Origin of the sequence: Pseudomonas sp. RA_105y_Pfl2_P56 (assembly GCF_963970845.1) — a bacterium.
Taxonomy (GTDB): Bacteria; Pseudomonadota; Gammaproteobacteria; order Pseudomonadales; family Pseudomonadaceae; genus Aquipseudomonas; species Aquipseudomonas baetica_A.
Map to the genome: position 1 here is coordinate 1 of NZ_CAXAPL010000042.1, position 12418 is coordinate 12418.

The window sequence follows — 12418 nt, forward strand, 5'->3', positions numbered from 1 at the left end:
GTCCGTTGATTGCGGCGCAGATGTTCACCTTTCAAAAAGGCACTGACGGTTTGAAGGACCTGACGCCTGCGCCCGAGGCCGTCATCCCGAAGTTTCTGAAACTGACGCAGAGCATCAGCTCGCAATAGCTGAAATCTCGCTTCGAAATGAGCACAGTTCATGACACGAGTCATCATCACACTCGCCAGCCTTTTACTGGCCGCACAGTCCGTATCTGCTGACGCTACCTTGCGAGAATGCCTGGGACGTACCAAATTCCAGTTACCGGAAGCATTCGAATGGGCAACGTTCCCAATTGAGCGCAGCAATATAAAAGGCGCTGGCGGTCATGTTTTTTCAAAAAATATCCACGCAGTGGGTGACTATGTCAGTTACGACTATGACGAACTGACCATCAGAGTCAGCGATGTCACAACACATGAAAAATTTGATAGGCAACGCAATGCCATTGTTCATGAAACCGAAAGTTTCAAGAAAATATTGCAGGGCGATCTGAAAACAAACGAGCGCCTGCTCGCATCGATCAAGCGAATGAATTACTCCGCCGACATCGTCAAAAACCAAGAAAAAGAAATCACGAAACTCGAAGAGCAGATACAACAAACCAAAAAATACGAACATGACATGGGCATTCCGGACGCCCATGTCTTGGGCACAAAAGAAACTCCCTACGAGTTTCTCCTCTGGCGCAACAACCGGGTGTTTTACTTCCATATGAACAAACCGACCGAGAATGCCGCGCAAAGGATCAAAGATCTCGTCGCCCGATTTGAAGCCCGCGACCTCTACCAAGTACCCAACGGCCCAGGCGTTTGCATGCCCTACGGTTTCATTCACGACGACGGCAACACCGGTTTCAGCGTGAAGAACAGCCTGCGTTTCACCAGCACGCCCAACGTGATCATGAGCCTGATCAATGCCTCGCAAAGCGACCCGACCAAAGCTACCCGAGGCACCTACGACACCGACTACCACCCCGGCTACGACGCGGAAAACTGGAAAAAGTCGAAGATCATGGAAAAGTTCTACATCGGCAAACGCATGACCACCCTCGAAGGCTGGCGCTTGGACCCTCGGCCGGAATCCACCGAGCAGGATCGCGCCTGGTTTGCCATAGCCCATGTCGGCGGTTTGGTCAGTCCGTTGATTGCGGCGCAGATGTTCACCTTTCAAAAAGGCACTGACGGTTTGAAGGACCTGACGCCTGCGCCCGAGGCCGTCATCCCGAAGTTTCTGAAACTGACGCAGAGCATCAGTTCGCAATAGCCGCATCACCCGCCATACAAATGTGGGTAACCGGCTAATCAGTTAACCGTGCCGTTCCGAACAAACGCACGCGGTTCAGTTCTCCCTTGTGTGCTTGCAGCAAAATGGGGGCAGTGCCGCCAGGCATCTCCACGTAAACTTCTGCGGCCGTGACCCAGCCTGCACGCCACGCCGCGCAAGCCACCGCACTGGCACTGGTGCCCGATGACGCCGTCGGCCCTTCGCCGCGTTCGAATACCCGCGCGATGATCCGCTGCGCTGATCCGCGCGCGGCCCATTGCAGGTTCACACCCGCCGGACACGGATTGCCAACGCCGGTCGGCATCGCGTAGGCAATCCGGGTCAGGCCTTCGGTCAGCGGTGAAACGCGCATCTGATCGTTGCTCGGCAAAGCGGCCGCATCGCTGAGCAGCGTCACGCAATGCGGATTGCCGATACGCACGAACTGGCTGTGGCGCCACGCGGGATCGAGTAGCGCCAAGGCAGGAACATGGCTCACGTCCCGCCCATTGAGCTCACGGCTTTCGACATTCTGCGCACCGACTGCCGATGGGCCGAATCCGGGTTGGCCGAGGTCAAGCCAAAAGCCTTTTACGCCTTCGACTTCGGCCGGTTTCACCGAGGTTTCCACCGGTTGGCCCTTGTCGTGATGGACGCGCAGCAGCGCCCCATGTGCCGGCAGCACACCTTGCTCGGTCAGCGCTTGGGAGAAAATCGTCAGGCCGTTGCCGCTGCGTTCGGCGAGTGTGCCGTCGGTGTTGACGATCAAGACATCAAACGGCGGCGCGGCCTGAAACGGGCCAACCAGCAACCCGTCGCTGCGGTGGGATTTGCTGCCCTCAGGTGCCTGCCCCTCGGGCCAGTCGCAACAAAGCGCTACAGCCAGATGACTCCACGCCTGCCGTGATGACGCACAGTCGGCGGCGCTGGCGGGTAACTCAATACCGGCCTCACGCAGCGCTTGGGGCGAAATCACCCCATAGAGGTTGCCTCGGGCATCGTAGAACTGCGTCATCACTGGCTCCTGAATCCGCGTTTGCAAAGCACATCACTTTACCGGCTGGCACGATCCATGTGGGAGCGGGTTAGGATGTGGGCTGCACGTCCCGAAGGCCTGCGATCGAACCTCGACGCCCAGTCACTGTCCTTCGGGGACGCGATGTTTTTTGCCAAGGATCGATATGACCAGCCTCACCCCCCAAGACACCTTCGTCCCCGGACGCCTGCAACAGATCTCCACACGCATCGCGTTCTTCATCGCCGGGCTCGGCATCGCCGCGTGGGCGCCGCTGGTGCCGTACGCCAAGGCTCGGGCCGGACTCGATGAGGGCACGCTGGGACTGTTGTTGTTATGTCTGGGCGTCGGTTCGATCCTGGCGATGCCATTGGCGGGGATTCTCGCGGCGCGGTTCGGCTGTCGCCGCGTGGCAACCGGCGGCACGCTGCTGATCTGCGCGGCGTTGCCGTTGCTGGCGACGGTGTCATCGATACCGGCATTGGTCGCCACGCTGTTCATGTTCGGCGCAGGGCTGGGCACGGTGGATTCGACGGTGAACCTGCAAGCGGTGATCGTCGAACGCGCCAGCGGCAAGCACATGATGTCGGGATTTCACGGCTTGTTCAGCCTCGGCGGGATTGTAGGCGCGGCCGGCGTCAGCGCCCTGCTCGGCCTTGGGCTGACACCGCTGGCGGCAATGCTGGTGGTGGTGGCGGTGCTGATTGCCGCGTTGTGCAAGTGCGTGCCCCACATGCTGCCTTACGGTAGCGAAAGCTGCGGCCCGGCATTTGCCGTACCGCACGGCATCGTGCTGTTTATTGGCGGGATGTGCTTCATCGTGTTTCTCACCGAAGGCGCGGCGTTGGACTGGAGTGCGGTGTTCCTGACGCAGGAGCGCGGGATCGAAACCGCGTACGCCGGTTTGGGTTATGCCGCGTTTGCCCTGACCATGACCGCAGGACGCTTGATGGGTGACCGGATCGTCCGCATTGTCGGCGCCACGCGCATTATCCTGTTCGGCGGTCTATTGGCGGCGGCGGGCCTGTTTCTGGCGACCTTCGCGCCGAGCTGGCAAGCTGCGCTGGTCGGTTATGCGCTGGTCGGCGCCGGCTGCTCGAACATCGTGCCGGTGCTCTACACCGCCGTCGGTAAACAAACCGTGATGCCGGAAAGCATCGCCGTGCCAGCGATCACCACACTGGGCTATGCAGGAATTCTGGCCGGGCCGGCGGTGATTGGTTTTGTTGCCCATGCCAGCAGTTTGAGTTTTGCGTTCGGGTTGATGGCGGTGTTGCTGGTGGCCGTGGCCATGGGTGGCAAAGTGTTGAAGGTCTGAACCGAGTGCACCTACCGGATCAGGAGGACTTTTTGATTGTGCTGTTCTAACGCAAAGGTCAAAAAGTGGCGCCCTCCGTCAGCGCCTGCAAAAAATCCCCCTGTCAAAACTCACAAATCAGTTAGTTGACAGCGGCATTTCCTGCACCTAAGTTAAGTGCCGACGTGTTACCAAATGCGTCAAGCCAACAACAAGAAACACCGCCAAGGATTGGCGTCAAGCAAAGGTTCCAGCCCCGCCTGACTCACCTGGCGCACCCCTGAAAAAACTGAAACGGCGCTTGCCGTCGATTCCGCCTCTGTCGCTTTTGCGCCAAGTGGAATGGGCACGCTATTGCCTGCAAAAAATCCGACGCAACGGAAGAAAGGATGACTCTTATGCGTGACGTACACCCGTGCCCGCTTTCCACGGCGCAACAGGAAGTCTGCCTGGCGATCAGCCAGAGCCACAGCAATCTTAACTACCACTTGTGCGACGTCATTGAATTGCGCGGCGAGCTGAATCTGGAGTGGCTCGAAGCCGCCATCCGCACGCAATTCCTGCAAACCGACACCCTGCGCGCGACCTTCGATATAGACCCGGCTACCGGCACCTACGCACAACACATTCAGCCTACCGATGCCCTTCCCGCCAAGGCGTTCGAAAGCCTGGACGTCAGTGATCAAGCCGATCCTTTGAACGCCTACAAAGATCTGCTCGAGTACCTGCTGCATCAGGAAATGGATTTGCAACACGGGCCGCTGACCCGTTACGTGCTGATCTGCCTCGCACCACAGCACTACCGCATGATCGAGTTGGCTTCACACCTGGTGGTGGACGGTTTCAGCCACGGCATTGTGTTCGGCAACATCACGGCCCATTACAACGCGCTCAGTCGTGGCGAGGCGGTCGAAAAACTCGAACTGGCGCCGCTGTCGAGCGTGTTTGATGCGCAGGAGGGCTATCGCCATAGCGACATGTACACCAAGGATCGTACCTATTGGCGCCAGTACTGCCTGAAGATGCCCGAGCCGACACAACTGGTGCCCGGCGATGCGCCGCTGATCAAACTCAATCGTCTGCGCAAGGTGTTCGGCGGTGAAACCCTGTTACAACTGCGCGCGGCGGCGGGCGAACATAAGCTACGCCTGTCGAGCATTCTGCTGGCGCTGTGCGCGACATACCTGCACCGCATGACCGGGCAAAACGAACTGGCCCTGGGCATGCCGGTGGCGGCGCGTCAGCTCAAGGCATTGCGCAATGTGCCGTCGATGGTCGCTAACATCCTGCCGCTGCACTTGTCGTTCACGCCTCAAAGCACTGTGCTGACGGTGGCGGCGAACGTGCAGCGACAACTGCGCCATCACCTTCTGCACCAAAACTATCGCAGCGAAAGCATGATCCGCGACCTGCACACCGAGCGTGGTAACAAGCCGCTGTTCAACACGCTGCTGAACATCGTTGCGTACGATCAAGGTCCGGGTTTTTCCGGTTGCGACACGACCATCCAGAACGTGGCCAATGGCCCGGCGGATCATTTGGGCATCGATATTTTCGACCGCCACGACGATGGTCGGCTGGAGATCGGATTCAACGCCAATGCCGATCTATATGCTGCCGAGGCTCTTGAACTGCACTATCAGCGCCTGACGGCACTGTTCGAACACTTCGCCAATTCGCCCCAAACCCTTGCGGCCGACTACGACTTGTTCCTGCCCCACGAGCAGCATCGCCATTACGCACTGCCTGCACATCAGGAAAAACTCCCGTTATTCGCCGAGGCCTTTGCCGACGCTGTGCGCGATTACGCCGAGCACCCGGCACTGTCGCAAGGCGCACGGACCTTGAGCTATGCCCGCCTCGACGATGACGCCACGCGCCTTGCGGTACATCTGCGTGAGCGTGGTGTGCAGGCCGGGGACTGCGTGGTGGTGATGTTCTCGCGCAGCCTCGAATGGGCAGTGGCCGCCGTGGCCCTGTTCAAACTTGGCGCCTGTTATGTACCGGTCGATCCGGATCTGCCCGAGGCGCGCATCGAACACATTTTCAGCGATGCCAGCCCGACCGTGGTGATCGTCGCACCGGGCAGTCAACTCAAAGTCGAGATCGCTGCCGAAAAACTGCTATGGCTGACTGCCGAAACCCTCGCGCAACTACCGACGGCGACTGAACCTTTGTCGCCATTCGATGCAGGACTGCCGGGCTATCTGATCTACACCTCAGGTTCCACCGGCAAGCCCAAAGGCGTCGAAGTCACGCAGCGCAATCTGGTGCCGATCGCCCGCACCGCCATCAATGCCGCGCAATTAAAGCCGCACGCGCGAGTCTTGCAATTCATCGCTGCCGGTTTCGACATGTCGGTGCTGGAAATCATGATGACCTTGCTCGCCGGCGCTGAACTGGTGATCACCGACAAAGTCAGCAGTAGCCCCGGAAGAGCTTTGGCCACACTGGTCAAGCGTGAAGGCATCAACCTTTTGGTGATGACCCCGAGCCTGCTTGCCTGCCATCAGACCGAAGACTTTCCGCAGGACACCGTGCTCATGCTCGGCGGTGAGTCGTGTACACCGGCGTTACTCGCGCGCTTCTCGCATTGCCGCCTGCTCAACGTCTATGGCCCGACGGAAACCTCGTTCGCCACCTCGATCAACGCCTGCTATGGCACGGGGGATCTGTCGATCGGGCCGGCCACTGCCAACACGCGCCTGTATGTGCTCGACGGCCAGCAGCGCTTGCTGCCACCCGGCGCCTGGGGTGATCTGTTCATCGGCGGCCCGGGCGTTGCGCGCGGTTATCGCAACCGTCCCGACCTCACCGCCAAAGGCTTTGTTGCCGATCTGCTCGACGGCGCGAGCACGATGTACCGCGCAGGTGACCGGGTGTTCTTCGATCACGCCGGGCGCATTCATTACCTCGGCCGCCAGGACAATCAGATCAAACTGCGCGGTTTGCGCATAGAACTGGACGAGATCAAAAACGTTCTGCTTGGTTGCGCTGGAGTCGACGACGCCGCGGTGATGTTGCGTGAACTTGTCCACGGCCCGGCCATTGTCGGCTATGTCGCCAGCAAGGACTCCAGTCTCGACAGTCAGCAGCTCAAACAGGCACTGGGCCGGCATCTGCCGCAGCACATGGTGCCGAGCGTGATCATGTGCGTCGCCCAATTCCCGCTGACGCCCAACGGTAAATTGGCGATGGATCGTCTGCCCGCGGCGGTACTCTACGACGCCTGTGAACTGTCACCTGCGCAGACGCCAGAAGAAGCGGCGATGTGCAAGCTGTTCGCCGAAGCGCTGGACTGCAACGAAGTGTTCGCCAACCAGAGTTTCTTCGACCTCGGCGGCCATTCGCTGCTAGGGCTGCAACTGATCAGCCGGATCAAGGAGCGGTTTGGTGTTGCTCTGGGCATCGCCGATTTCCTCGCAGCCCCCACCCCGCGACAACTGGCCCAGCGTCTGCAAAACAACAGCGGTGACAGCGATCCATTCGACGCCGTTCTGACGCTGCGCAGCGAAGGTTCACGGCCACCGCTATTCTGCATCCATCCAGGCGGCGGGATTGCCTGGCCCTATGCCGGTCTGCTGCCGTTTCTGCCGGAAAATCAGCCGTTGTACGCGTTGCAATCGCCGATCCTGCGCGATCCGACGCGAGTCATCGAATCACTGGATGATCTGGCCGCGGAATACCTTCAACGCATCGTCGACCTGCATCCCGAGGGGTCGTATCAACTGGCCGGTTGGTCGGTGGGTGGCAACCTCGCGCTGCGTATTGGCGCGATGCTGCAGGCGCGCGGGCGTGAAGTGAGCTTCCTTTGCATGTTCGACAGCTACCCGCTGCAAGGTGGCCAGGCTTCGTTGAAACTTGACGACGCGATGATCATCAGCCGCATGACCCGCGCCATCGTCGGCACGCCCCGTGCAGGGCTCAAGGGGCTGAAAAGTGCGATGGAAGAAGTGCTCGGCAGCCGGCATATCGGCGATGAGTTCCTGACCCGTCTGGTAGACGATTCGAAGCGGATGCTGGAGTTGCTCGCACGTACACAGTACGAGGTGTTCAACGGTGATTTGCTGTTCATCCGCGCCACCACCGACATCCTGCGTCAGGACGAACAGCAGCCAGCCTTGTGGGCGCCGTACATCAGCGGTGAGTTGATCCAGCACGACGTTGAGGCGCCGCATGAATGCCTATTGCAGCGGCAGTATCTGGAACAATTCGGCAAGCAGTTTGTCGAGGCGTTGCTGGAGAGCCAGGTAACGAACACGCATGAGGAACAGCAAATCCTCAGCGTGTAAGGGCTCACTGGACACCATTGCGGTGCCCGGCGAGAACCCCATGCAGGAGCGAGCCTGCTCTTGCATGGGGTGGCGGGTCATTAGCCTTTTTCGTCGATTCCTGCTTGCAGTGTCTGACTGTCCAGATGACCGCTCAGGGTGACCGGGCCGATGTTCAGATTGCCGTTCTCAAAGGACACCTTCGCTGCGTTTTCTTCCTTTTTCTGTGGCAGATCCAGCCCGGCTTTTACGCCGTAATCGAGGTTGCTCAGGTCGATACTGCTGACCTTCGCCCCCCCCAGATCAACCTTGCCTTCACTCGCCGAAATCCGCGCGCCGGTCAGTTGCGTGGCGCCGCGAACAGTCAGATTCACACCTTGGCTAGCACTGATGCCGGAGGCTTGTTTCACGCTGTCCTTGTGCGCGTATTCACCCTGCGCTTTCAGCGTTGGCTTGTAGTCGGTGCCGGCAAGTTTTTCCTTGTCGCTGGGTGGGGTTTTCTTCGCTGTCAGACCCAGATCGACGTCGACCTTGGCGTGGGTCTGCGAGTCCTGACGGCTTTCGACACTCAGATTACCGGCGACTTCACCGCCGACGTTCTTCGCCTCAATCCGCGCCCCCGCCAGTTGCGCATCACCCGCACTATTCAACACCACGCTGTCAGCCTTGATCTGGCTGTTCTGCTGCGTGGTGCCTTGCAGGTAATCCACGCCAAACTTGGCCCCGGCATTAAAACCGTGATCGCTGCTGGCTTTTTCATCGGCTGATGTCGGCGTTTTGCTGCTCAGGTTGCCACCGGCATTCAGCGCCACGTTCCAGTTGTTGCGGCTGTCGGTGGACTGCGCCGACTCCTGCACGTAACCACCCTTCTGCGCGTCGATGCTGACGTGGGGTGCGCTGACTTGAGTGCCTTGCAGATGCACCGCATCACCGCTCAGTGCGACCGAGGTTTGGCTGTTGAGTTGACCACCGGTCAGGGTCTGCGAGTTCTCGTTGACTCGACCGATGTTGAAGTTGCCGCTCAGATTACCACCCTGATCACGGCTCTTCTCGCTGCTGGTTTTGCTACCGCCGCCCTTCAAACCACCGCCCAGATTGCTGCCGGTGGCGGTGTGGGTGTCGCTGGCGGCTTGCAGGTCAAGTTTGCCATCGGCCTGCAAATCGATGGCGCCCGCGCTGTCGATTTTCGTGCCTTGCTGGATCTGATTACCGCCGCTGCTCAGTTGCACGCCGTTGCCACTGATGCTCGCCACGTGGGCCTGAGTGTCAGTGGCTTGCTTGCCGCTGTGATCGAGCTGGAACCCGGTACCGAGATCGACGTTGGTGCCATCGGTGCCCGGCAAGGTACCGACCGTCAGCGAAGCGTTGCCGCGCAGGCTGGAGGTGTCGCTGCTCTGGCGATCATTGGCCTGATTGAGCGCCAGGTTGCCGTCAGTCTTGATGCTGACGCCGCCCTGCCCACCGTCGAAACGGCTGCCTTCGAACTGCGCATCGCCGCCCACCTTGATGTTCACGCCCTGGTTGCCGGCATAAACGCCGACCACGGCGGTGGAGCTGTCCTTGCTGGACACACTGCTGCCCCCCGCCCCGCTGCCGGCAACGTTTACGTCTTCACCGGTTTTGGTGTAGACGCGCACGTCGACCTTGGCGTCCACGGCGTTATCGGTGCTGCTGTGGGTGTCGCTTGCCGCATCGGCGACCAGTTTGTCTGCCGTAATGTTCACCTTGCCGGCAGTGGCGTTGTACTCGGTGCCCTGATCGTGCAGCGCTCCAGCCACGTTGACGTCTACATTACCGCCCTCAAAACGGCTAACCACGGCGCTACTGGTTTGCTCGGTTTTGCTGGCACTGTCGTGGCCGACTGCGACGTCGATACCGACGTTCGGCTGACCGACATTGGCCAATGCATCCTTGTCCGGCAGCTTGCCGCCGAGCACGTCTTTGATGGCGCCGGCAATCGGCCGGGCGATGTCTTTGTATTCGACGTTGGCGCCGATGTCCGCCGACCAGTTGCTCTCGTTGTGGCTGCTGCTTTGGGTGTTGCTGGCGGCGCGGTTGTCGATTTCGTTGGCCGCAACATTCAGGCCGCTGCCAGCCTTCACTTGAGCGCCCTCGGTGGCGAGCTTGTCGGCATTGATCGTCAGGTGGCCGCTGCTGTGCACGCTGCTGGTTTGCGCCGTGGTTTTGCTCGTGGTGTCTTGCGAAGTGCTGTGGGCGAAATCGACGCCACTGCCGGCGCGGTCGAGGCCGCCGGTGTAGTAGAAGCCGCCACCCGTGCTGCTCTTGTCGGTGGAGGTTTTGTGGCTGTCCTGCTCGGCCAGCAACGATACATTCCTGCCGCTGAGGTGGGTGTCGCCCGCAGTGGATTTGACCTCGCCGCCCTTGATCGTCAGATCGCCACCGGCCTTCACCTGCACGCTGCCGCCGCTGAGGCTGGAGCCTTGCTGGGTGACGTCATTACGGGTCACCGTTTGCTGCTTGTCTTCGTAATGAATCCCGGCGCGATATTGCTCTGGCGTTTGCTCTTTCGCGTAAGCGTCGAAGCCGCGGGTCTGCGTGCTATGGGTGCTGTCGTGGGTGTTCTGCGCCGAATGCACGTTCACATCCCCCGCCGCATCGGCCGTCAGCGCGCCGTCAGCCTTGACCGTGGAACCGGCCACTTCGATGTCCTTGGCGCTTTTGAGCTTGAGGTTGCTGTCGGACACCAGTTCACTGCGCACCGTGGTGCTGTCCTTGGCGTTCTGGCGCGACTCGTCCTTGGTGATGCCGAAGAACTTGCTGTCCTTGTCGTGGTTGTTGCTGTGCGAGGTGTCCTGTACGCCGTCGATGACCAGCGAACCCTTGTCACTGATCACACTGGCGTCGGTGCCGCCACGCACCTGGCTGCCGCTGATGCGTACGTCGTGCGCCTTGACGATCAGTTTGCCGGCCGCGTTGATTGTGCTGCCCTGATGCTGGGTCTGGCCCTTGTCGGCGTCGCCGGTCTTGCCGAAGAAACCGCCGCCGACCAGATCGCCGGAGTAGCTATTGTCGCTGCTGCGATGGGTGCGCGTGGCAGTGGCGATTTCCACTTGCTTGCCAGCCAGTTGCAGGTCGCCCGAGCTGTCCAGATCGGCGCCTTCGGAACGCAACAACGCAGCGGTTTTCAAGGCGATGTTGCCAGCCTTCAACTGGGTGGCGACGCTGCGCTGCTCTTCGCTGCTGGTGTTCCAATTGGCTTTCCACAGGTGTTTGCGGTGGTTGCCTTGATCGGTCTGGGTGTGGCTTTCGGTGGCGGCGGTCAGGCGCAGATCGCCGCCGCTTTGCACGCTGAGATTGTTAGCGGCCTCGACCTTGGCGGCCTTCAATTCGGTGTCTTTGCCTGACGACAGTTTGGCGTCACGGCTGGCGATAATCTGGCTGCCATGTTGACGCGAATCAGCGTCGGTCTGGGTGCGGTCGTAGGTTTCCCAAGTGATGCCGATGGTGCTATTGCTCCAGTTCTCGCGCTTTTCCTGGAGCTTGCGGCTCTGGACCGTGGTCAGGGTCAGGTTGCGTTTGGCGTCGACCGTAACGTCACGGCCGCTGACATCGGTGGCGGCGAGGGTCAGATCCTTGCCGCTGTGCAAACCCACGTCGCCAGCGCTGCTGCGGATGCCCGCACGCGTCACTTCGAGGCTGTTGGGTACAGCTTCGCCGCTGACGCTGAGGTCACCGGCCGAACGAATCTGCACAGCGTCGCGCCCCGCAACTTGTACTGCACCAACCCTGACACCCGCACCTTCGGCCGTGCTGACGATATTGATGCGTCCAGCCTGCATCGCGCCGAACAGGCTGGCATCAATGCGTTGATCGCCGGTGTTGCCAGCAGGGTCTACGGTTTTCACTTGGCCGCTGGCGTAATCAACCTGATTGCGCCCGACCGTGAGGTTCAATTGATCGCGGGCATTGATCGCGCCCTGGCTGTCGATACGCGGCGCGATCAGGTTGATCGAGCCCTCGCCGTTACGCAGGCCGCCGCTCTGAATCTGCAACTGACCACTGGCATCACGGGTACTCAAGGCCTGCAGTTTGCCGTCGTTCAATTCCGGGCGACCGACCACCAGATTAGCGTTCGGCGTGTTGATGAAACTGCCGCCATTCACCGAGATGCCGTTAGGGTTGGCCAACACATAGTCGGCAGCGCGACCGAAGATTTCCTGCGCACCGTTGATGGCCGAGGGGTTGCGGCTGATCACTTCGTTGAGGATCACGCTTGCCGCTTGACCCCGCAGTTGCGGGTTGGCTGCCAGTTGCCCGGCGAGTTGTGATTGCCCGGCCTGCAACGCGTTGTTGAGCACCAGGCCCTGACGATCGACGTTGTAGTCGAGGAACTGGTTGTGCGACAGACCCGAGCCGTTGGGTGCAACGATGTTGACGATGGGCACACCGCCCTGGGTTTGCAATTGCGCGGTACCGCCGGGGCCCGGGGCGACCACGACTCCGCCGGCCAATGCGCTTGGCAGGTGGATGGCGAAGAACAGGCTGGCAATCGCCCAGCGCAGTTTGCCCCGAGGAGAAAGATGAAATGCAAAGGTAGGTGCTGGCATA

Annotated in this window: 5 protein-coding genes; 3 read left to right on the forward strand and 2 right to left on the reverse strand. The window is 60.3% G+C overall.

Annotated elements, in window-relative coordinates; translation table 11 throughout:
• Positions 1-159: 159 nt before the first annotated feature.
• Positions 160-1266, forward strand: a complete 1107-nt coding sequence (locus tag AACY11_RS23200) for a hypothetical protein (protein WP_339495776.1) — start codon at positions 160-162, stop codon at positions 1264-1266.
• A 34-nt stretch (positions 1267-1300) separates the two neighbouring features.
• Here the strand turns inward: AACY11_RS23200 and AACY11_RS23205 are convergent, their stop codons facing one another.
• Complete coding sequence (locus AACY11_RS23205) at positions 1301-2281, reverse strand: diaminopimelate epimerase (protein WP_339495777.1); 981 nt, start codon at positions 2279-2281, stop codon at positions 1301-1303.
• A gap of 166 nt (positions 2282-2447) precedes the next feature.
• On the opposite strand from AACY11_RS23205, the gene AACY11_RS23210 reads away from it, so the two are divergent.
• Both AACY11_RS23210 and AACY11_RS23215 read left to right on the forward strand, forming a co-directional pair.
• On the forward strand, positions 2448-3599 hold the full coding sequence (locus tag AACY11_RS23210; protein WP_339466598.1) for an MFS transporter: 1152 nt from the start codon (positions 2448-2450) through the stop codon (positions 3597-3599).
• Positions 3600-3976: 377 nt separating this feature from the next.
• Positions 3977-7870, forward strand: coding sequence for an amino acid adenylation domain-containing protein (locus AACY11_RS23215; RefSeq protein WP_339495778.1), 3894 nt, complete (start codon positions 3977-3979; stop codon positions 7868-7870).
• 80 nt (positions 7871-7950) lie between these two features.
• On the opposite strand, the gene AACY11_RS23220 is transcribed toward AACY11_RS23215, so the two are convergent.
• Positions 7951-12417 (reverse strand): hemagglutinin repeat-containing protein, encoded by a 4467-nt coding sequence (locus tag AACY11_RS23220; RefSeq protein ID WP_339495779.1) that lies wholly within the window; start codon positions 12415-12417, stop codon positions 7951-7953.
• Position 12418: the final 1 nt, after the last annotated feature.